The sequence below is a fragment of the Haladaptatus sp. T7 genome (assembly GCF_026008575.1).
Classification (GTDB): Archaea; Halobacteriota; Halobacteria; order Halobacteriales; family Haladaptataceae; genus Haladaptatus; species Haladaptatus paucihalophilus.
The window spans coordinates 430911-451427 of record NZ_BROP01000002.1; the positions used below are offsets into that span (position 1 = coordinate 430911).

Annotated in this window: 22 protein-coding genes; 15 read left to right on the forward strand and 7 right to left on the reverse strand. The window is 65.3% G+C overall.

The genetic code is table 11. From position 1 onward, the window contains the following. Window positions 1-3 precede the first annotated feature (3 nt). From folP to OPC11_RS08360, 4 genes are all read left to right on the forward strand, one after another. Complete coding sequence (gene folP / locus OPC11_RS08345) at window positions 4-822, forward strand: dihydropteroate synthase (protein ID WP_264781589.1); 819 nt, start codon at window positions 4-6, stop codon at window positions 820-822. Window positions 823-850: 28 nt separating this feature from the next. Next, window positions 851-1546 (forward strand): 6-hydroxymethylpterin diphosphokinase MptE-like protein, encoded by a 696-nt coding sequence (locus OPC11_RS08350; RefSeq protein ID WP_264781590.1) that lies wholly within the window; start codon window positions 851-853, stop codon window positions 1544-1546. 67 nt (window positions 1547-1613) lie between these two features. After that, entirely contained in the window at window positions 1614-2174 is a 561-nt protein-coding gene (locus OPC11_RS08355) for a maltose acetyltransferase domain-containing protein (RefSeq protein WP_007978483.1), read from the forward strand. A 63-nt stretch (window positions 2175-2237) separates the two neighbouring features. After that, on the forward strand, window positions 2238-3647 hold the full coding sequence (locus OPC11_RS08360; protein ID WP_264781591.1) for an FAD-binding oxidoreductase: 1410 nt from the start codon (window positions 2238-2240) through the stop codon (window positions 3645-3647). 11 nt (window positions 3648-3658) lie between these two features. On the opposite strand, the gene OPC11_RS08365 is transcribed toward OPC11_RS08360, so the two are convergent. Further along, window positions 3659-3931 (reverse strand): hypothetical protein, encoded by a 273-nt coding sequence (locus OPC11_RS08365; RefSeq protein WP_007978479.1) that lies wholly within the window; start codon window positions 3929-3931, stop codon window positions 3659-3661. Window positions 3932-4057: 126 nt separating this feature from the next. Here OPC11_RS08365 and OPC11_RS08370 point away from each other — a divergent pair, with 126 nt between their 5' ends. Continuing rightward, window positions 4058-4705 carry a class I SAM-dependent methyltransferase gene (locus tag OPC11_RS08370; RefSeq protein WP_264781592.1) on the forward strand — a complete coding sequence of 216 codons (648 nt, stop codon included), beginning with the start codon at window positions 4058-4060 and terminating at the stop codon, window positions 4703-4705. Between the two features lie 54 nt (window positions 4706-4759). Here OPC11_RS08370 and OPC11_RS08375 read toward each other — a convergent pair whose 3' ends face one another. Further along, window positions 4760-6448 (reverse strand): thiamine pyrophosphate-binding protein, encoded by a 1689-nt coding sequence (locus OPC11_RS08375; RefSeq protein WP_264781593.1) that lies wholly within the window; start codon window positions 6446-6448, stop codon window positions 4760-4762. A 166-nt stretch (window positions 6449-6614) separates the two neighbouring features. On the opposite strand from OPC11_RS08375, the gene OPC11_RS08380 reads away from it, so the two are divergent. The 3 genes from OPC11_RS08380 to OPC11_RS08390 all read left to right on the forward strand — a co-directional run bounded on the left by OPC11_RS08380 (window position 6615) and on the right by OPC11_RS08390 (window position 8138). Beyond that, window positions 6615-7604, forward strand: a complete 990-nt coding sequence (locus OPC11_RS08380; RefSeq protein WP_264781594.1) for an EamA family transporter — start codon at window positions 6615-6617, stop codon at window positions 7602-7604. A 160-nt stretch (window positions 7605-7764) separates the two neighbouring features. After that, window positions 7765-7908 (forward strand): hypothetical protein, encoded by a 144-nt coding sequence (locus OPC11_RS08385; RefSeq protein WP_232423682.1) that lies wholly within the window; start codon window positions 7765-7767, stop codon window positions 7906-7908. Continuing rightward, window positions 7908-8138, forward strand: a complete 231-nt coding sequence (locus OPC11_RS08390) for a hypothetical protein (protein ID WP_007978469.1) — start codon at window positions 7908-7910, stop codon at window positions 8136-8138. The genes OPC11_RS08385 and OPC11_RS08390 overlap by 1 nt, the downstream gene beginning before the upstream one ends. Here OPC11_RS08390 and OPC11_RS08395 read toward each other — a convergent pair. The 4 genes from OPC11_RS08395 to OPC11_RS08410 all read right to left on the reverse strand — a co-directional run bounded on the left by OPC11_RS08395 (window position 8135) and on the right by OPC11_RS08410 (window position 11485). After that, window positions 8135-8545 carry a luciferase family protein gene (locus OPC11_RS08395; RefSeq protein ID WP_007978467.1) on the reverse strand — a complete coding sequence of 137 codons (411 nt, stop codon included), beginning with the start codon at window positions 8543-8545 and terminating at the stop codon, window positions 8135-8137. The two genes, OPC11_RS08390 and OPC11_RS08395, sit on opposite strands and share 4 nt — an antisense overlap. After that, window positions 8542-8862 (reverse strand): (2Fe-2S)-binding protein, encoded by a 321-nt coding sequence (locus OPC11_RS08400; protein WP_264781595.1) that lies wholly within the window; start codon window positions 8860-8862, stop codon window positions 8542-8544. The genes OPC11_RS08395 and OPC11_RS08400 overlap by 4 nt, the downstream gene beginning before the upstream one ends. Before the next feature lie 245 nt (window positions 8863-9107). Beyond that, complete coding sequence (locus OPC11_RS08405; RefSeq protein WP_264781596.1) at window positions 9108-10109, reverse strand: TIGR04024 family LLM class F420-dependent oxidoreductase; 1002 nt, start codon at window positions 10107-10109, stop codon at window positions 9108-9110. 86 nt (window positions 10110-10195) lie between these two features. Then, the gene (locus OPC11_RS08410) at window positions 10196-11485 is read right to left on the reverse strand and encodes an MFS transporter (protein WP_264781597.1); all 1290 of its coding nucleotides are present in this window, start codon (window positions 11483-11485) and stop codon (window positions 10196-10198) included. 88 nt (window positions 11486-11573) lie between these two features. Between OPC11_RS08410 and OPC11_RS08415 the strand changes: the two genes are divergently transcribed. The 6 genes from OPC11_RS08415 to OPC11_RS08440 all read left to right on the forward strand — a co-directional run bounded on the left by OPC11_RS08415 (window position 11574) and on the right by OPC11_RS08440 (window position 17158). Continuing rightward, window positions 11574-11960 carry a winged helix-turn-helix domain-containing protein gene (locus OPC11_RS08415; protein WP_007978459.1) on the forward strand — a complete coding sequence of 129 codons (387 nt, stop codon included), beginning with the start codon at window positions 11574-11576 and terminating at the stop codon, window positions 11958-11960. 173 nt (window positions 11961-12133) lie between these two features. Then, a complete protein-coding gene (locus tag OPC11_RS08420; protein WP_264781598.1) occupies window positions 12134-13210 on the forward strand; it encodes a putative sulfate/molybdate transporter in 1077 nt (358 codons plus the stop codon). Window positions 13211-13235: 25 nt separating this feature from the next. Beyond that, entirely contained in the window at window positions 13236-14420 is a 1185-nt protein-coding gene (locus tag OPC11_RS08425) for an alpha-hydroxy-acid oxidizing protein (protein ID WP_264781599.1), read from the forward strand. A gap of 69 nt (window positions 14421-14489) precedes the next feature. Beyond that, window positions 14490-15464, forward strand: a complete 975-nt coding sequence (locus OPC11_RS08430; protein ID WP_264781600.1) for a PrsW family glutamic-type intramembrane protease — start codon at window positions 14490-14492, stop codon at window positions 15462-15464. Between the two features lie 57 nt (window positions 15465-15521). Further along, the gene (locus tag OPC11_RS08435) at window positions 15522-16595 is read left to right on the forward strand and encodes a YhjD/YihY/BrkB family envelope integrity protein (RefSeq protein ID WP_264781601.1); all 1074 of its coding nucleotides are present in this window, start codon (window positions 15522-15524) and stop codon (window positions 16593-16595) included. A gap of 116 nt (window positions 16596-16711) precedes the next feature. Then, complete coding sequence (locus OPC11_RS08440; RefSeq protein WP_264781602.1) at window positions 16712-17158, forward strand: plastocyanin/azurin family copper-binding protein; 447 nt, start codon at window positions 16712-16714, stop codon at window positions 17156-17158. Between the two features lie 215 nt (window positions 17159-17373). On the opposite strand, the gene OPC11_RS08445 is transcribed toward OPC11_RS08440, so the two are convergent. Beyond that, a complete protein-coding gene (locus OPC11_RS08445) occupies window positions 17374-18930 on the reverse strand; it encodes a long-chain fatty acid--CoA ligase (protein WP_007978447.1) in 1557 nt (518 codons plus the stop codon). Between the two features lie 147 nt (window positions 18931-19077). Between OPC11_RS08445 and OPC11_RS08450 the strand changes: the two genes are divergently transcribed. Continuing rightward, complete coding sequence (locus tag OPC11_RS08450; protein ID WP_264781603.1) at window positions 19078-20472, forward strand: deoxyribodipyrimidine photo-lyase; 1395 nt, start codon at window positions 19078-19080, stop codon at window positions 20470-20472. Window positions 20473-20517 lie beyond the last annotated feature (45 nt).

Sequence of the window (20517 nt, forward strand, 5' to 3'; positions counted from 1 at the left end):
GGTATGCAGAACGTTGTCGCCGCGGGACTTGGCATCGGGCCGGAACATCCGCCGCGAATCATGGGTGTGTTGAACGTCAGCGAGGAGTCGCCGTACGACCCGAGCGTGTACGACGACCCGGCTGACGCCGCGGAGTACGTGGACGAAGAACTCGTCGGAGAAGGCGCGGACATCGTGGACGTCGGTCTGGAGTCGGCGAACAAACGCTTCGACGTGCTATCCGCCGAGGAGGAACTCGACCGACTTGGTACCGCCCTCGAAACCATCGAACTCGTCGAAGGGAATCCCGTCTTCTCCATCGAAACCCGCTACGCCGAGGTCGCTGACGAGGCGCTGTCGGGCGGGTTCGACATGGTGAACGACATCTGTGGCTTCGCGGACCCTGAGATGGCGACGGTCTGTGAGCGACACGACGCCGCGGTCGTGAAGATGGCTAGCCCGCCGGATTTGACCCGACCGGGTGCCATCGAACGCGTGGACGACATCTACGACGCGCTGGCGTCCGAACCGCTGACGGACAAGACCATCCTCGACCCGGCGTTCGGCGGGTGGAGCGAAGCGAAGACGCTCGCCGACGACAGGGAGACGTTCCACCGACTCGGCGAGTTCCGAGAACTAGGCCGTCCTATCCTCGTCTCCATCAATCGAAAGAACTTCATCGGCGACGTGGTGGGACGGGACACGGAAGAGCGCCTTCCGGCCAGCCTCGCCGCGACGGCGCTGGCGGTCGAACGCGGCGCGGACGTCATCCGAACGCACGACGTGGCGGAGACGCGCGACGCCGCCGTCATCGGCCACGCGTTCGGTCGGGAGCGCCAATGACGCGATGGCGTCGGTTCGGAGGAACCTCGTGAAGTTCGCCGAGTGGGAACCGGTCTATCGCGCAATCCTCTCCGATTTCGGGTTTTCCCGCGACCGGGACGAGCACGCCCGCGACGTGCTCGCCGACTTCGCGCTCCCGTTCGACCACGCTCGGTTCGATTCCGTTTCGGGGAGCACCGTCGCCGTCGCCGGTGCCGCTCCGTCGCTCGCGGACGAACTCGACGTGGCTCGGGCGGCGGACGTCGTGTTCGCCGCATCGACGGCGGCCGACGTCCTCCTCGACGCCGGAATCGACGTGGACTGCATGGTGACGGACCTCGACAAGAACCCCGAGACGGCCCGCGAATTGAGCAAACGAGGGGTTCCGGTCGCGGCACACGCGCACGGGGACAACATCCCAGCGATTCGAACCTACGTCGCCACGTTCGACGCGGACAACGTGTTGGCGACGACGCAAGCGAAACCGCGGGAGGCGGTCGAGAACTTCGGCGGGTTCACGGACGGCGACCGGGCGGCGTTCCTCGCCGACCACTTCGGGGCGAGCGAACTGGTCTTCCCCGGATGGGACTTCGACGACCCGAGCGTCGATTCGATGAAGCGGCGAAAACTCGACTGGGCGGAACGCCTCCTGTACTGGTTGGAACGGCGGCGGGACGAGCGGTTCTCCGTACTGGACGGTCGGCGGAAAGCCATCGACGCCGACGTATCGGGATTCGACCGATAATCGGGGTCGGGCGACGACTGGAACCGAAGGATGATTTTAGTGCGTCGGCGAGAAAGCGACTCGGACGATGGTTTCCGAGAAGGAAAAGATGCTGGCGGGCGAGTTGTACGACCCTGCCGACCCGGAACTCGCGGACGAGCGACGGCGGGCGCGGGAACTCACGCGACGGTTCAACGCGACGGACGAGACGGAAACCGAGACGCGAGAATCGCTGGTACAGGAATTGTTCGGTTCGACGGGGGAGCAGCCGCACGTCGAACCGCCGTTTCGGTGCGATTACGGGTACAACATCCACGTCGGGAACGGCTTCTACGCGAACTTCGACTGCGTGATTCTGGACGTGTGTCCCGTCGAGATGGGACGGAACTGCTGGCTCGGTCCGAGCGTCCACGTGTACACGGCGACGCATCCGCTCGACGCCGAAACGCGGGTCCAAGGCCCGGAGTACGGGAAACCGGTGGCGATGGGCGACGACGTTTGGGTCGGCGGCAGGGCGGTCATCACCCCCGGCGTGACGGTCGGCGACGGGGCCGTCGTCGCCGCCGGTGCCGTAGTGACCGACGACGTTCCGGAGAACACGGTCGTCGGTGGGAATCCGGCGACGGTCGTCGAGGAACTGGACGGCTGAGCGGCCCCGTTTCTTCACCGACGGTCGAACAGGTTTATTTCATAGGCCGTCGAGTGCTACCGCATGACGCACGACTGTTCGTTTCTCCGCGACCTGCCGTTAGACGATGACCGATACTCCTTCGGCGACTCACACCGCGCCGGACACGCGGGCGATTGGGGAACGCGGGAGACGGAGGAGGTACGACCGGATGCCGTCGTCTGGCCGGAATCCACGGCGGAGGTGTCGGCGGTGCTCGCGGCGGCGGACGAGCGAGGCGTTCCGGTGACGCCCTACGCCGCCGGAACGGGACTGGAGGGCAACGCGGCACCGACCCGCGGCGGCATCAGCCTCGACATGACGCGGATGGACGCGGTGCTCGACGTGCGGCCGGACGACTTTCAGGTGGACGTCGAACCGGGAATCATGGGAACGGCCGTGGACGAAGCGGTCGCCAAACACGGCCTGTTCTTCCCGCCGCTCCCCTCCTCCGGCGACATCTCGACGGTCGGCGGGATGATAGCCAACGACGCGAGCGGGATGCAGACGGTGAAGTACGGCGAGATTCACGACTGGGTGCTCGAACTGGAAGCCGTCCTCGCCGACGGGTCGGTCGTCACGGCGGGGAGCAAGGCGGTCAAGACGTCGAGCGGGTACAACCTCAAGGACCTGCTCGTCGGGAGCGAGGGGACGCTCGCGGTCGTCACCCGTGCGACGCTCGAACTCGCCGGACGACCCGAACAAATTCGCGGCGGCCGCGCCATCTTCGACTCCTTTTCGGACGCCGTGGACGCGATTTCCGATGCGGTACGCTCCGGCGTGGACGTGGCGAAGATAGAACTCGTGGACGAGACGAGCGCGACGATGGCGAACGCGTACACGGGGTCGTCGCTGCCCGACGTCCCGATGGTGTTCCTCGAATTCCACGCGAACCACGGCATCGAGGACGAAATCGCGTTCTGTCGCTCGGTGTTCGAAGCCCACGACGTGTCCCGGTTCGAGGTCGGGGACGAAGCGGAGATGGACGACCTCTGGCAAATTCGGCGGGAGATGGCCTTCGCGGTCGAAGCGTACGACCCCGACCTCTCGCCGCTCCACCTCGGCGACGTGACGGTTCCCATCAGCGAGTACCCCGAGATGGTCCGTCTCGTGCGGCGACTCGCCGACGAACTCGATCTGTTGATTCCCTGTTTCGGCCACGCCGGGGACGGCAACCTCCACTACTCCGTGTTGGTGGACGAATCCGACGACGACCACATCGAACGCGCGCGCGAGGCACAGACCGAAATCGTCCACACCGCCATCGAGTGGGGCGGCACCTGCACCGGCGAACACGGTATCGGACGCGGAAAACGGGAGTACCTCGAACTGGAACACGGCGAGGAGAGCGTCGAGGCGATGCGACGGCTAAAGCGCGCGCTCGACCCGAACGACACACTCAATCCGGGGAAGATGTTCCCCGAGACAGTCGATGGCGGGCGAATCGAGAACTGAACCCCCGAGCCTCAGGCGTCGAGGTCGCGTTTCGGCACTTCCCGGTAGCGCTCGCGTCCGACGGGGGTTCGCGTCTGCACGAGGTAGGTCTCCTCGGTGAGGTCGTAGATGGTTTTCGTCCGACCCGATTCGGTCCGTTCCGTCACGCGCGGAACGTCGTTACAGTCCGAGAGGTGGTCTCCGAGTTCCCAGCTGATCGGGGTACCGCGCGCCGACGGCTCCGCCGAGGAGGGGGTCGCTCCAGATGTACGTGTGCCGTTCTGACATTCCCCACGCAAATCCATATCACATAGAATGATAGTAGGTGATAAAACAATATCGGCATCGAATTGGCTAAAAAGAACCGGGACAAACGCCGGGACGGTTCCGAACGTCGGGGGGTTTTACGGGTGGACCACATAGGGAGACGGATGGACCCCAACAGCGTCCGCCAACAGTGGGCAAAACGGTCGGGAGAGTACTCGCCGGACTACTACGCCTACTACGGCCCCAACGAGACGAGCGAACTGATACGCGCCCGCCTCGACGCCGCCGTCGCGCCGGACGCGTCGATTCTCGAACTCGGCTGTAGTTCGGGTCGGCACCTCGCCCACCTCCGCGAGGCGGGGTACGAGAACCTCCACGGCATCGAAATCAACGACGAAGCGCTCTCGGTGATGGAGGACACGTATCCGACCCTCGCCGAGGAGGGAACGTTCCACATCGATTCCATCGAGAACACCGTCCCCGAGTTCGACGACGGTCGGTTCGACGTGGTGTTTTCCGTCGAGACCCTCCAACACCTCCACCCCGACGACGAGTGGGTGTTCGACGAACTGTCCCGGATAACCGACGACCGCCTCATCACCGTCGAAAACGAGGGGGGAAACGGAGAGGAAGACGAAGCAGAAGATGATAATGGGAACGAGAAACCGGACGAAACGGACGTGAACTACGTCCGCGACGAGTTCCCGCTGTACTACCGAAACTGGAACCGAATCTTCACCGAGCGCGGGTTCATCGAAATCGATTCCGAACCGCTCGAACGGGACACGCTTCGGGTGTTTCGACCCAATTGATTCGGCCGATTCCGTCGAGTCCTCCGATTCTCCCTCGTCGGCCGATTCCCCTTCTCAGTCGTGAACCAACACGTCCACGACGCTCGGCCCGTCCTCCGCGAGGGCCGTCTCCAGCGTCTCCGCGATGTCCTCCGGTGACTCGACGAGATAGCCGGACGCGCCGTGGCTCTCCGCGTTCGTCGGAATATCGACGGGGGGTTCGAAGTCCATGCCGACGTACTCGTGGTCGTCGTCCTCGCCGCCGAACAGCTTCAGCGTGTTGTCCTTCAGGATGCGATAGTTGCGGTTGTCGGGGACGACGACGGTCAGGTCCACGTCGTACCGCGCCGCCGAGTAGAGCGTGTGGGGGTAGTAGAGATACGACCCGTCGCCGACGAACCCGACGACCTGCCGCGGGTCGTCCGTCTCGGCTTCGGCCATCGCGGCACCGACCGCGGCGGGGAGACCGTAGCCGAGGCCGCCACCCTTGTTCGAGATGTAGGACTCGCGTTCGAAGGGCCACCGGAGGAGCATGACGTACTTCGAGGTGATGCCTTCGTCCACGATATAGGGGGACGACAGCGTTTCGCGGAGGGTATCGACGAGTTCGGCTTTCGACGCGCGGGGGTCGTCCCCGCTCCCCTCGCCCATCGACGCCATCTGCTGGCCGGCGAACTCCTTGAACTGCCGGACGCGTTCCAACCGTCCCGCGAGTTCGTCGTCCGATAGCTCGACCGCCTCGGCGAGTTCGTCCATCACGAGACCCAGATCGCCGGTCACGGCAACGTCGGCGGGCGTGTTCTTGCCGACTTGCCACGGTTCGTCGTTCAGGTCGATGAGGGTCGCGTCGTCGGGCACGAGGTCGCGGTCGTGGCGTGTGAGGGTCGTGTTGGTCGAACAGCCAGCGAAGACGAGGGTATCGCTGTTCATCGTGGCCGCGGCGATGTCCTCGTCCGGCGGAACGTGGGACACCCACTGCTCGTGGTCGCCGGGGAAGTCCACCTCGCAGGCCAGAATCTCGGCGTGAACGCGCGCGCCCGTCGCCTCGGCAAGTCGAACCGCCGCGTCCAGCGCGTCGGCGTCCGAGTACGCGTTGTGTCGCGGGATGTGGTCGCCGACGACGAGCACGGGGTCGTCCGCCTCCGCGAGCAACTCGGCGGCCCGCGCGATGGCGGTCGGGTCGCCCGCGCCGGGGTTCTGAATCCGGCCGAGTCGTTCGGGGTCGGCGTCGGTCTCGGCCATCATCACGTCCAGCGGGAGCGAGAGGAAGACCGGACCCGTGGGCGGCGTTTGGGCCACGCGGAACGCCCGCCGGAGCATCGTCGGGACGGACGCCACGTCGGTCACTTCCGCGCTCCACTTCGTGAACTGCTCCGTCATGGCGAGCACGTCGCCCGACAGGATGGGTTCCTCGTGGCGGAAGTCGAGGCTGTGTGCCCCGGCCGTGACGACGAGCGGTGCGCCGGTCACCGACGCGCCGTAGAGGTTCCCGAGGCCGTGGGCCACGCCCGGCGCGACGTGGAGGTTGACGACGCCGACCGGACTGCCGTCCTCGTCGGCGCGGTAGTTCTTCGTGCTCGCGTACCCGGCCGCCATTCCGACCGCGATGTCCTCGTGCGGCGCGAGGACGTACTCCAGTTCGCTCCCGCTCAACGCCTCCATGACGGGGAGTTCGGTCGTTCCGGGGTTGCCGAAGACGTACCGAACGCCGTAGGATTCGAGGACGTCGGTGAACAACTCGGCTCCCGTCCGTGAGTCTGCCATGGCGGTGACTGGATGCGAGCCACCAAAGGAGTTCTGGATGTATGTAACTATTTTTCGAGAAAGGACGATGAAACCGTGTGCCATGGTACCGTCTCTTCGAGAATTTTCAAGTGTGAGGGCCTACTACGGCCGTCACCAACTGAACGAAGGTGTTCGAGAAGCTCTCATGATTCCATCACGATATCGAAATGCGGTGTTGTTCGCCCTGCTCGCGGTCATCTGGGGTTCGTCGTTCGTCGCCATCGAAACCGGCTTGCGAACGCTTCCGCCCGTGCTGTTCGCGGCGCTCAGATACGACATCGCCGGTGCGCTGCTGTTGGTCGCCGTCGCCGTCTTGGGACGCCGACGCGACGACTTCCAGTGGCGGCCGGTGACGCGAACCGACTGGACGCTCGTCGGCATCGGCGGCGTCTTCATGTTCGGCCTCTACCTCGCGCTCGTCTTCACCGGCCAACGGTACGTCACCAGCGGCGTCGGTGCCGTCGTCCTCAGCCTCAAGCCCGTCGTCACACCGCTGTTCGCGCTGGCACTGTTGCCGAACGAGCGGTTCGACGCGCTCGAAGTCGCGGGCGTCCTGCTCGCGCTGGTCGGCGTCGTCGTGGTGGCCGACCCGACTTCACTCGGCGGTTCGACCGTCGGCGTCGGCCTCCTGTTCGTCGCCGCGACCGTCTTCGCGCTGGCGTCCGTGCTGACCCAGCGACTTCGGACGACGCTCCCGGCCCTCTCCCAGCAGGCGTGGATGATGGCCGTCGGCGCGCTGGTCCTGCACGCGACGAGCGCCGCGCTCCGCGGTTGGCCGAGCGTTTCGTTCACCCAACCCGCCCTCGTCTCGTTGGCGTATCTCGCGGTGGTCGTCAGCATCGTCGGGTATTTCATCTACTTCGACCTGTTGGAGGGCATCGGCGCGAACGAGGCCAACCTCGTGAACTACGTCGTTCCCGTGGTCGCCACGCTGTTCGGGGCGCTCCTGCTCGGCGAACCCATCACCGACGCCACGATTACGGGATTCCTCGTCATCGTCGCCGGGTTCGTCCTGCTGAAATGGGCGGCCCTCAAGCGCGGCGTCGTCGCCGCGCGCCGCCCGTCCCGCTCGCTCCCCGGCGCGACTTCCTCCGAAACGGTCGTCGTCTCCGGGAACGTCTACTACCGCGGATAACCGGGTGAGGTAATCGGGAGCTGTTCTCTCTGTTTTGTCGGGGTCGGGTCGGCGGACTCGCGGGTATCGAGTTGGTTTCCCGACACCGAACAATGTGTTAAAAATGTTGACTCTCCGGCTCGCCCGAACGTACAAGTCGAACGCCGTCGTGTCGAATCGCATGGCGACTTGTCCCTACTGCGAGGAAGACATCACCGACTGGGCACAGCGTCTCGAACGCGGGGCCGCGGCGAGCACGCCGAAGGTCTGGACGTGTCCCGACTGCGACCGCGTGCTCGGCATCACGGACTGGGGGTCCGCGTAGTGCCCCTCGAAGGGTGGCGACGGCGGGAGGATTTGGAGGGCGGCAAGCAGATTCGAATCTGGCGCAGCGACGACGGCGCGCGGGAACTGTACGTGGAGAACCTGACCTACCGCGACGAGGGATACGCCGTCTACGCCTACGACGTGCCCGAGGACGAGTGGCACGCCATCGCCGAATCCGATTCGCGGGCCGAGGCCGTGGAAGCGGCGACCGAGTGGGCGACCAGTTAGAGGAGCGCCCGCAGTTCGTCGCTGGGGTCGAGGGCGTCGAGTTCCGCGTCCACGTCGAGGTCCGACAGGGCGTCCTCCCCGGCCGCGGTGTTCGCCATCGCCGTCGCGTGCGAGAGATAGGACAGTCGCAAGAGCCAGCGCGCGTCGGCAACGTCGTCCGAGTCCCCGACGTGGAAGGTCGTCCACCCCGATTCGGGATAGATGTGGTGGGGTTCCGTTCGCCCCGCCGCGACGAGTTCGTCGCGCACCCGTCGCGGAAACGCGATGTCGAGGATACCCCACTCGTGAACGTGGCCGATCTCCCGCGGGCCGAGCGTGAACTCCGTCCCGCCGAACCGGTGTTCGCCGATTTCCACGCCGTCCCACTCCGAGACGTCCGCGACGAGCGCGTCGATTTCGGCGGTCATCGCTCCACCTTTTGCCCCCAGAAGCCGCCGTATTTTCGAACCGTTACGTCGCCGAGCACCCGCGTTTGACAGGCGAGTCGAAGCCCCGACTCCGGGTCGTGGGGGGGTTTCGAGAGCCGATTTCGCTCGCTCGATTTCTGTTCGCTCACGTCTCCTTCCACCTCGACGGCACACGTTCCACAGACCGCGTTTCCTCGGCAGTTCAGATAGTGCGCCGACCCGTTGTGCGGCGTCTCGTCGGCGGCGAGCAACACGTTTCGAAGCACCGACCCCTCCTCACACTCCATCTCCCGACCGCGATAGCTGACGGTGGGCATACTATGTTATTATGTCGCACGCACGCTTGCTCCTTTCGGGAAAATCGCGTCGCGGGTACGATGTCGTCGCTCCGGGGGCGGTTCGGGTACGAAGAAACCGGGCGTGGCAATAGAGAGATGGCCCGTCGCGGGCCACCGTTCTGTGGTTGCAGTCTCTATGAGGCACGTGTGGGACGCCGGGAATACGTCCCGGTTTCCACTGAGTATCCCACGGAAAAACTGCTATTTCCTAACTAGTTGGGGAGTCACGGAGCCAGCGCGCGCATGGTCTCGCGCGCCTCCTCGACCGTTGCACCGCGGGGGAACCCGACCGCGACCGCATCGAGGCCGTCGATGTCGGCGAACTTCTCGAACTCCTCGCGGGCGCGTTCGGGCGTGCCAGCGGCAGAGAGGTGGTCCAACAGGTCGTCGTTCACCAGTTCGGTCGCCCGCTCCTTGTCGCCGTTGCCCCACGCCGTCGAGATGTCGTAGGCGACGTCCTCGTAGCCCTGTCGGGCCAGCGAATCGCGGTAGTACGTTCCCATGCCGCCGATGTAGAAGGCAGCGTGCTGGCGGGCGAGGGTTCGGGCGCGCTCGCCGTCGTCCAGTGCACAGCAGGTCAGCGAAAGCGTCACTTCCACGTCGTCCTCGTCGCGGTCGCCGAGGTCCACGCCCCTGCGCAGGTCGTCGAGTCGGTCTTCCATGCCGTCGGGGGTGAACAGCGTCGCGTGCCAGCCGTCGGCGAACCGCCCGGCGAGTTCCACCGACTTCGGCCCCATCCCGGCGGCGTCTATCGGCGGCGGCGTCTCCGGCGGGTCACACCGCAGTCGGAAGCCACCCAGCGTGAAACAGTCGCCGTCGTAGTTCACCGTCTCGCCGGAGAGCACCTTTCGAACGATGTCGATGGTTTCGCGGGTGCGCCGGAGCGGGCGGTCGAACGCCTCGCCGTGCCAGCCCTGGATGACGGCCGGACCGCTCGGGCCGATACCGACGCGAAACCGCCCGTCGGACACCTCTTGGAGCGTCGCCGCGGTCTGGCCGATGAGCGCGGGCGACCGCGAGTAGACGTTCACGATGGACGGCCCGAGACCGATTTCGTCGGTCCCGAGCGCCATCGCGGTCAGACTCGTCACCGCGTCGCGGCCCCACGTCTCGGGGAGCCACGCGTGGTCGTACCCCAACTCCTCCGCCGTCCGTGTCAGGTCCACGAGCGTGTCCACGCTCGGTTGCGCCGCGACCGGGAGATGCACCGTTTGCTTTGCAGGCATTTACTACGAATGATTCGTGTGGACACCTATCAATGTCGATGTTCACGATTCGTCAGTTTCCGGGAGTTGTTTTTCCGGTTCCGTCCTCACACGCCGAACGAATTGGACTCGATGTCCGTGACGGGCGGGAACGCACGAAGTGACGGCACGACCAGCCAGTAGCCGACGAGCAGACAGTACCCCACCGCGGAGAGGCCGATGACCGTCGCGCTTCCGTACGCATCTCCGAGGAAGCCACCGACGAGGTACCCGAGTGGGCCGATGGCGGCGACGAAGCTCCCGATAGTCGAACTCACCCGCGCGAGCAAGTCGTTCGGAACGCCGGTTTGAATCGTCGCGCTGACGAGGACGTTGTAGATTCCGATAGGGATGGTTGCGATTCCGTAACAGAGGAGCGCCGCGGGCAGCCAATCGACCGAGACGACGCCGAGTTTGCCGACCGCGGCGACCAGAAAGCCGACGACGACGAAGCGACCGAACGGAACCGTCTCGAACCGCGACGCGACGAGCGACCCCACGAGGAGACCGACGGTCATGGCCGCGATGAGCAATCCGTACGTCTCCGCCCCGCCGAGCGAATCGGCGAACGCCGGGAGCACCGCCGTCGATGCGCCCGTGAACGCGCTCACGAGACTCGCCGCGATGACCATGTGTCCGACGACCGAGTTCCGAATCAGGTCGAACCCCTCGCGGATGTCGGCGACGTACTCCGCGGCGCTCGGTGACGTTCCGGTCTTCTCGGTCGTGGGGACGTTCAGCAGGGCGAAAAAGACGGCACCCACGACGAACGTCGCCGCGTCGAATGCGAACAGCGCGACGGCACTGAAGAGGGCGATGAGCGCCCCCGACAGGGCTTGCGCCACCGCCCCGATGGTCTGGTGCGTCGCCGAATCGAGCGAGTTCGCACGCGGCAGGAGTTCGTCGTCCACGAGTCGGGGGAGGGCGGCCTTTTCCGCCGGAGCGTTGATTCGTTCGAGCAGTGCGAGCACCCCGACGACGGCGAGGACGAGAGTGACACTCGGAGTGTGAACGGACGCGACGAGGGGAATCGAGAGCACGACGACGGCTTGCGCCGCTGCGACGAGAACGAGGAGTCGGGAGATGCGTGAGCGGTCGACGATGGGACCGAACAGAAACCCGAACACCACCGGAAGCCGGGACAGAAATCCGGCGAGTCCGGTGTAAAACGTCGAGCCAGTTAGCTGATACACCAACCACATCGACGCGATGGAGTACAGTTTGTCGCCGACCCTGTTGACGATGCGAGCGAAATACAACCGGCGAAATCCCGTGTTCGCGAGCAACGTTCCCGTCTTCGACGCGCCGAACCGTCCGCGCCACCCCGCCGATTCGGACGACGAATTGACATCTTCCATACGGACCATCGCGCCGCACGGATAATGAGGATTCGGCGAACGCCAGTTCTGTAAGAATTCATATTATTTTGCGAGGGATTGATGGGAGATGCCGTCGAACGACTTCGACATGACCTACGGGACGGACACCTCGATGGACGAACTCGCCGTTCTCGGCAACGAGATTCGCATGTCCATCCTCCGGGAACTCGCCGACGCTTCGGAGTCGCTCTCTTTCACCGAACTCCGCGAGCGGGTCGGCGTCCGCGACACTGGCAAGTTCAACTACCACCTGACGAAACTCTGTGAGTACTTCGTCCGGCAAACCGACTCTGGATACGAGTTGGGCCACGCCGGAACGCGGGTCATCACCGCGGCGACGCCGGAGGCGGCGACCGAGTTCGACGCGAACGAGGCCGACGATTCGTGTCCCGTCTGCGGCGAACGGGACTGTCAAAAACTGTTCCACGTCCACCTGACGCCGAATCGGTTCTGACGGCTGCCTTCGCCACCGACCGTATCGATAGCGGACGGAGATTCGAGCGACGATTTCGAAGACACCGTGCGAGCTTTTTAAAATGTAACCTGGTATGGTTACGAAATCGGTTGAGAATAGCCGTATTCGGTTTCTGCGTAACCATTTACCGCTTCATTTCGTATCTCTCTCCGATGACAGAGGTCGCGCTTGGAAACGACACGCGGTTCGAACTCACGGTTTCCGACGTGACCGGTGCGGTCGGCGATTCGATAACCGTCCTCCCCATCGTGGTCGCCGTGGCCGCGCTCACCGACCTGCACCTTCCGACCCTCCTCCTCGGCTTCGCAGTCTTCCAAATCGTCTGGGGGGTTCACTACGACCTCCCGATTTCGGTCGAACCGATGAAGGCGCTCGCCGCGCTCGTCATCGCGGGGTCGCTCACCACCGGCGAGTTCGTGACCGCCGGGGCAGTCGCGGGGGTCGTCCTCCTCGCGGTCGGCCGGACGGGGACGCTCTCTCGCATCACGCCGTACGTCGGCGAACCGGTGGTACGGGGCATCCAGGTCGCGGTGGCGCTCATGCTCGCCCGAACCGGGGTCGAACTCGGGGCGGGAAACCCGACGGTTGCGCTCGTCGCCGTCCTCATCACGGGCGTCGTCGTCGCGCTGGGCTACCGTCGGGCGAGTGCGCTGGTCGTCCTCGCGTTCGGCGTGGTGCTCGCGGAACTGAGCGTCGGCGTGCCGTCGCCCCGGCTTCCCCAACTCGCGCTCGGATTCTCGCCCGCGCTGACCGAAACCACCCTCTCGGCGACGCTGGGGCAACTGGCGATGACGGTCGGGAACGCCGCGGTCGCCACCTCGCTCCTCCTCGCCGACCTGTTCGACGCCGACGTGGCCCCGGACGAACTGGCGACGAGCATGGGCGTCATGAACCTCCTCGCGGTGCCCTTCGGCGCGATGCCGATGTGCCACGGGAGCGGCGGCGTCGCCGGGAAGTACGCCTTCGGCGCGCGGAACGCCGGTGCCAACCTCGTCCTCGGAATCATGTACGCGCTGGCCGCGATTTTCGCGGCGTCGGTCGTCGCCGCCTTCCCGCTCTCCGTCTTGGGCGTCGTCCTCGTCGTCGTCGCGTTCTCGCTCGGTCGGTCGGGACTCGACACCGAGGACCGCTGGTTCGCGGTCGGCGTGGGCCTGCTCGGCCTCCTCACGAACGTCGGAATCGCGTTCGTCGTCGGCGTCGGCGCGTGGTGGGTGCGGAACAAGCTATAATCCGTCCCGACCTGACAGTTCGTCCATGAACGACCCCTCGAAACCGTTCGGACCGAACCGCCAGCGAGAGGTGTACGCGGGCGGCATGCTCGCCGACCAGACGCCGGACCTACCGACCTCACCCGACGAACTCGCCGACCTCGCGCGCGAGCATCTTCCGCCGGAAGCCCACGCCTACGTCGCCGGGTCGGCCGGGTCCGAGAGCACGAAGGGCGAGAACCGCCGCGCGTTCGACCGCTGGCGAATCGTCCCGCGGATGCTCCGCGACGTGTCGGAGCGCGACCTCTCGGTCGAAATTCTGGGCCAAACGCTTCCCGTCCCGGTCATGCTCGCGCCCGTCGGCGTCCAGTCCATCATCCACGAGGAGGGCGAACTCGCCACCGCGCGGGCCGCCGCGGACCTCGACGTGCCCCTCGTGTTGAGTTCGGCGTCGTCCGAGACGATGGAGGACGTGGCCGAGGCGTTGGGCGACACCCTCGGCTGGTTCCAACTCTACTGGAGTGCCGACCGGGACGTGACCGCGAGTTTCGTCTCGCGGGCCGAGGACGCGGGCTACGAGGCCATCGTCGTCACGCTCGACACGCCGATGATGGGCTGGCGCGAACGCGACGTGGACCACGCCTACCTCCCGTTCCTCGACGGCGAGGGCGTGGCGAACTACCTCTCCGACCCCGCGTTCCGCGACGCGCTCGACGCGCCGCCCGAGGAGGACATGGGTTCCGCGCTCTGGCGGTTCACCGAAACTTTCGGGAACCCGTCGCTGTCGTGGGACGACCTCGATTTCCTCCGGGAACACACCGACCTGCCGATACTGCTGAAGGGAATCCTCCACCCCGACGACGCGCGCGAAGCGGTCGAACGCGGCGTGGACGGACTCGTCGTTTCGAATCACGGCGGACGGCAGGTGGACGGCGCTATCGGCGCGCTCGATGCCCTGCCCGATGTCGTGGATGCCGTCGGCGACGACGTGCCGGTCCTCTTCGACAGCGGCGTCCGTCGCGGGGCCGACGCGTTCCGCGCGGTCGCGCTCGGAGCCGACGCCGTTCTGCTCGGGCGACCGTACATCTACGGCCTCGCAATCGCGGGGCGGGAGGGTGTTCGAGGGGTGCTTCGAAACTTCCTCGCGGACCTCGACCTGACGCTGGCGCTCTCGGGTCACACCTCGTTCGAGGACGTGACGCGCGCCACGCTTCGAGAGACGGGCGACTGATTCGCCCCGTGAGCGAGGAAACCCTTTGAGGCTCGCGGCCGTATCGAAGACGAGTATGGGGGAGAACGGATGGGACCGGACGACCGGACCGAGGGACAAGAGCGGACGATGATGGGGGGAGAGGACCCGTACGACATCGAGTCGTGGGAGCCGCGAACGTGGATGGACAAACTCTCGCTTCGCTTGTATCACCTCCTCTCGGAAGCGACTCGCATCGTCACGCTCGCGCTCGCCCTGACGTTCGTCGTCATCGAACTCGGATTGGTCGCGACGACGCTCTCGCGTCGTCCGCTTCTCGGCCTGTTCTCGTTCCTCTCTATCGTCCCCGCGTTGCTCCTCGCGGTGTACATCTGGCGCGTCGATCCGACCGAACGGGAACCGATTCCGACGCTCGTCGTCACCTTCCTCCTCGGCGTGGTGTTCGCCGCGTTCGCGGCGATTATCAACACCGTCGGAATCGGGCTGTTGTCCGAAGTCGGCGTGGAGGCGCTCGCCATCGTACCGTTTTTCTTCTTCGTCGTCGGTCCGGTCGAGGAGACGGTGAAGTGGCTCGCGGTCCGGTTTCACGCCTACCGCACGCCGCACTTCCAGACGGCCGTCGATGGGGCCGTCTACGGAGCGATGGCCGGACTGGGCTTTGCGACCATCGAGAACCTGACCTACGTCGTCGGGTCGGTGGGACCCCACGGCGGCACCGCCGTCACCGTCTCGGGCGTCGCCGTGACGCGGGCCATCGTCGGCCCGAACCACGTCCTCTGGGCGGCCATCTCGGGCTACTACCTCGGCTTGGCGAAGATAGTTCCCACGAACCGCGGGCCGATAGTCATCAAGGGAATCGCCCTTCCGGCGCTCCTCCACGGCTTTTACAACTCGACCGCCGGGTTCGTGACGAACCTGCTCGCCAGCATTTTCGGCGGCGACGTGTTGCTGTGGCTGCTGGCGTACGTGCTCGTCTTTTCGGGGCTCGTGGCGACGTACCTGTTCCGGAAGATTCGCCGAGCGCGGGAGTACTACGAGGGACAGGTACGAATCGGGTGGCTGTGAGAAGCGCGCCGGTTAATCGGCCGTACTGCTCTTTAGGGTCATCGTGTTCCATCAGCCATGGTCACCATCGACGGAGCAACGGAGACTGGAAAGCGGGTCGTCTCGGACTTTTCGGAGAAGAACGTGACGCTCATGGCGGCGGGAATCGCCTACAACGCGTTCGTCTCGCTCGCACCAGTGCTCCTTTTACTCCTCATCGTCGTCGGCATCGTCGGTGGAGGACTCGAAGACAGAATCCTCGAAATTGCAGGGGGGTCGCTTCCCAGCCCTATCGCCAACGTCATCGAGCGGGTGTTTCGGTCCAACGCGTCCGCGAGCGGTGCTTCGCTCATCGGCCTCGTCGTCCTCGTGTGGGGGTCGCTGAAGATATTCCGCGGCCTCGACACGGCCTTCTCGGAGATTTACGACACGGAGGTAGGAAACTCCTTCCTCGACCAAGTGAAAGATGCGCTCGTCGTCCTCGTCGCACTCACCGTCGCCATCATCGCGACGGTCGTCGTTAGCGCCGTGTTCAGCGCGTTCGCGGACACCGTGCCGTACCTCGGACTTCTCACGCCGCTGGTGCTCGTCGCGGGCCTGATTCTTGCGTTCTTTCCGATGTACTACGTCTTCCCGGACGCCGAACTGGAGTGGAAACAGGTCCTTCCGGGAACGGTCTTCGCTGCGGTCGGATGGGCCGCGCTGCAAGCGCTCTTCCAGGTGTATCTGGCGTCGAAAGGCAGTAGCTCGGCTAGCCTCTTCGGCGGCGTCATCGTCGTCATCACGTGGCTGTACTTCTCCGGACTCGTCCTTCTGCTCGGTGCAGTCATCAACGCCGTCCTCGGCGGGTACTCCGATACGGTCGAGGATGCCGAGGACGGGACCGAACGCGAAGCGTCGCTGACCCGCGACGAACTCGCGGACTACCTTCGCGACCTTCGGGAAGGGGTAACCGGGCGCTACGAACGAATGCGTCCGGCCACAGCCGACGACCGGGGCGAATTTTCCCGACCGGCGGGTCGCATCGACCTCTCCGAGGGGGAAGTTTCCACGGATGACGGGACTGAGCGGTTCGTGACGCTTCGGTGGCGAGTTCCGGAGGACGAAACGGACGGCGAATCGGTCATCCCGGACGGCGACGGCCCCGCGTAGCCGTCGGGTGACGACCTCTTCGGGAGTCGAACTGCCGTCGTTCTTCGGAGAACGCCGATAGGGCACAATCGAACCCCATTTTTACGCGTGATTCGTGGGGAGAGTGAGAGAGATTCATGACCGAATCCGAAAGCGGATCGACGCGCAGGGCGTACCTCCGGCAAATCGGCGTTTCGGGAGCGCTCGGCGTAATCGGGGGGTTCGCCGGGTGTACCAGTTCGTCCGACGGCGGGACCACGACGCCGACCACCGCGGTGGACGCCGACGCGACGGTCGAAGTCGGGCCGGACTACGAGTACGGGTTCGAACCCGGCACCGGAAAACCGCTGCACGTTTCGACGGGGGATACCGTCCTCTGGGTCTGGAAGTCGAACACGCACAACATCATCGTCGGGTCGCAACCGGACGGCGCGAACTGGGACGGAACGCCGGGCGGCCGGAGCGACGTGTACGACGCGGGGTATCGGTATCACTACACGTTCGAGGTACCCGGGAAGTACCACTACTGGTGTCAGCCGCACAAGGCGATGGGTATGGTCGCGGATATCGTCGTCGAAGAGTAGCGTCTCGTCGAGGAATAGGGAGTCACGGAGTCGTGTCGCGTCGAAGAAAGGTGTCGCGTCGAAGAAGCGGGGTGTCCATCTGGTGGCGCATCCCGCCCCGTGAAACCATGAACAACGGAAACCGTTCGCGTCCGAACGGTCACGATGCGGCTGGTGAACGCCAGCCACAGACACGTTGTGACACGGGTACTATCAAATTTTCTATCAGTGTCGGCCTACTGCTGTCGCAGTTCGAACTTTTGGACCTTTCCGGTCGTCGTTCGCGGGAGTTCGTCCACGAACGCGACTTCGCGGGGATGTTTGTACGCCGCGAGGTTGTCGAGGCAGTACTCCTGAATCTCCTCTTCGGTCACGTCCGCGTCCGGCACCGTCACGACGAAGGCCTTGACCGTCTCGTTCCGGCGCTCGTCGGGAATGCCGACGACGGCGGCGTCCGCGACGGCCGGGTGCTCGAAGAGCAACTCTTCGACTTCACGCGGATAGACGTTGTACCCCGCCGTGTTGATCATGTGCTTCTTGCGGTCCACGACGTAGAAGAAGCCGTCCTCGTCCCAGTAGCCGATGTCGCCCGTGTGGAACCAGCGCTTTCCGTCCGCCTCCGTGAAGGCCTCCGCCGTCGCGTCGGGGAGTCCGGCGTACCCGGCCATCACGTTCGGCCCGGCGATGACGATTTCGCCGGTCACGTCGTCCAATTCCGCGTCGTCCTCGGCGAGCGGTCCCTTCTCGACCGGCGGCAGTTCCTCGAAGTCGTCGTTCACGATGCGGGCGCTAACGCCGTCGATGGTCGTACCGATGCTGCCGACCCGACGACCCTTCTCGGGCGTGTTGAAGTGCGTGACCGGACTCGTCTCGGTCAGGCCGTAGCCCTCGTAAATTTTCGCGTCGTACAGCTCCTCGAATCGACGGAGCACTTCGATGGGGATGCCGCCGCCGCCGACCCCGGCGAGTCGGAGGGACGAGAGGTCGAAGTCGGCCGCGTTCGGCTGGTTGATGATGTCGTTGTACATCGCGGGCACGCCGTGCATCAGCGTCAGTTCCGCCTCCTCGATGAGCGACAGGGCCTGTTGAGCGTCCCACGTCGGAAGGGGGTAGAAGACGCCGCCGCTGAACAGGGTGGCGTTCATGCACACCGTCATCCCGTAGATGTGGAACAGCGGGAGGACGCCCAACAGCGAGTCCTCGGAGTCGATGCCGCCCGGCGCGAGGGCCGCGGCTCCGTGCGCGTTCGACGTGAGGTTGTGGTGTGTCAGTTTCACACCTTTCGGCGTCCCTGTCGTCCCGCTCGTGTACGGTTGGACCGCGAGGTCGTCGTCGTCCCGCGGTTCGATTTCGCCGTCGCCGTCGCCGAGGAAATCGCCGAAGAACGCCGCGTCTCCCTCGCTTTCGCCGACGGTGACGACGTGCTCGACGTTCGTATCCTCGCGGACGGCGTCCACGACGGGCACGAGGTCGGGAAGGGTGACGACGACCTTCGCACCGCTGTCGGCGAGCAGGTGGCTGATTTCGCGCGTCCGATACTGTGGGTTCATCGGGACGACGACGCCGCCCGCCGCGAGCGTCCCGTGGAACGTCAGGACGAACTCGGGCACGTTGGGCAGGTAAATGGCAACTCGGTCGTCCACGCCGACGCCGCGCTCCTCCAACCCCGCGGCGAAGCCGCTGATTCGCTCCCAGAGGTCGTCGTACGTCAGCGTTCGCTCCTCCGTGACGATGGCGGGGGAGTCCGCCTGGTCGGAAACCGTGTCCGCAACCGACGCGGTAAGATTTACCATGGCTAGTTATAACGAGGACCCACATTATAAAACATCACTGGAAAATCCTGTGGGATGGATTACCATTGTTAACTCCGTCGCCGGACCGTCGAGAAAACCCCACTGAGTGGGTTCGACGGTTAAGTGGGTCGTCGCCGTTCGTCCTCTATGCACGTCCATTGGCACCGCCGCGACCTTCGGGTCGCGGACAACCGCGCGCTGTCGAGGGGGAGCCCCGTCCTTCCGGTGTTCGTCTTCGACGGGGCGGTGCTCTCCCACGCGGCCCCGCCTCGGGTGTCGTTCATGCTGTCCGCGCTCGAATCGCTCCGGGAGTCCTACCGCGAGCGCGGCGGCGACCTGCTCGTCCTCCGCGGCGACCCGCGCGAGGAGATTCCCCGAATCGCGGCGGCCGCCGACGCCGACCGCGTGGTCTGGAATCGAGATTACTCCTGGCTGGCGAAGGAACGCGACGCCGACGTTCGGGACGCGCTCTCGGACGCGGGAATCGAACGGCGGGCGTTCCACGACGCGCTCTTGCACACGCCGGGGAGCATCACGACGAATCAGGGCGACTACTACTCGGTGTACACCTACTTCTGGAAGAAGTGGCGCGACGGGGCAAAGGACGCGCCGTTCGACGCGCCCGACGAAATCGTCGTCCCGGACGAGGTGGTCGAAGAGGGCATCGAGATACCGACCCTCGCCGACCTCGGCTTCGAGGACCCGGAGGCCGAGATTCCCCCCGCCGGGACCGAGGCGGCCCGCGACCTGCTTTCGGCGTTCTGTGAGGACGACGTGTATCGGTACGACAAGGCGCGCGACTACCCCGCCTGCGAATCGACCTCTCGACTCTCGCCGCATCTGAAGTTCGGCACCGTCGGAATCCGGGAGGTGTGGGAGGCAACCGAGCGGGCGAAAGACGACGCGGAGAGCGAGGACGCGGCCGAATCCGTCGAGGAGTTTCAGGGACAACTCGCGTGGCGGGAGTTCTACGCGCACGTCCTCGACGACACCCCGTCCGTGGTCGTGGAGAACTACAAGGACTACCAGTACGACATCGCGTGGCGCGACGACCCCGACGGCGTGCGGGCGTGGAAGGACGGCGAGACCGGCTATCCCATCGTGGACGCCGGGATGCGCCAACTCCGCGAGGAGGCGTGGGTGCACAACCGCGTCCGCATGATAATCGCCTCCTTCCTGACGAAGGACCTGCTCGTGGACTGGCGCGAGGGCTACGACTGGTACCGGAGGAAACTCGTGGACCACGACACCGCGAACGACAACGGCGGGTGGCAGTGGGCGGCCTCGACGGGCACCGACGCCCAACCCTACTTCCGCGTCTTCAATCCCACGACGCAGGGCGAACGGTTCGACCCCGACGCGGAGTACATCAAACGGTTCGTCCCCGAACTGGCGGACGTACCCCCGAAGACGGTTCACGAGTGGACCGAGTTGGACCCGGACGAACGTCGGGAACTGGCACCCGACTACTCCGACCCCATCGTGGACCACTCGGAGCGCCGCGAGATGGCTATCACGATGTTCGAGAACGCGAGAGGGTAGGTCAGAGGATAGCGGAAGTGAGCGCCACGGGAGTAGCGTTCACAA